Raw genomic sequence first — 319 nt, forward strand, 5'->3', positions numbered from 1 at the left:
CGCGCGGATCGGGTCGTTCGGGTCGTTCCAGTCGATAAGGTCGAGATAGGGTTTTGGGATGCGCACCTTGTGGTTCACCGCGGCTTCCTGCGCGGCCGCGCGCTCGGCGGGCGACAGCGGCAGCGCGGCGAGATCGCGCACATGGCGCACGCCGGCGCGGACATCGTCCTGCCAGGCGGGATCGGCGGCGCGCTGATCGCTTGCCTTCATGTCGTTGAATTTGGCGTCTGTCGTCATCGGGGAGTTGCTCGGCAGCGGTTCGCGCGCAGCTATCGAGCGTATGGCCGGCCGGGTCAACTGCATGTCCCTGCCGTTGGTA

At 67.4% G+C, this 319-nt stretch carries 1 pseudogene; it reads right to left on the reverse strand.

Going from position 1 to position 319, the window contains the following annotated elements:
• A pseudogene (locus tag EN807_RS33925) lies at nucleotides 1-237 on the reverse strand (KamA family radical SAM protein); the annotation flags it as partial.
• Nucleotides 238-319: the final 82 nt, after the last annotated feature.

The sequence above is a fragment of the Mesorhizobium sp. M5C.F.Ca.ET.164.01.1.1 genome (genome assembly GCF_004792125.1).
In the GTDB taxonomy this organism is placed as follows: Bacteria; Pseudomonadota; Alphaproteobacteria; order Rhizobiales; family Rhizobiaceae; genus Mesorhizobium; species Mesorhizobium wenxiniae.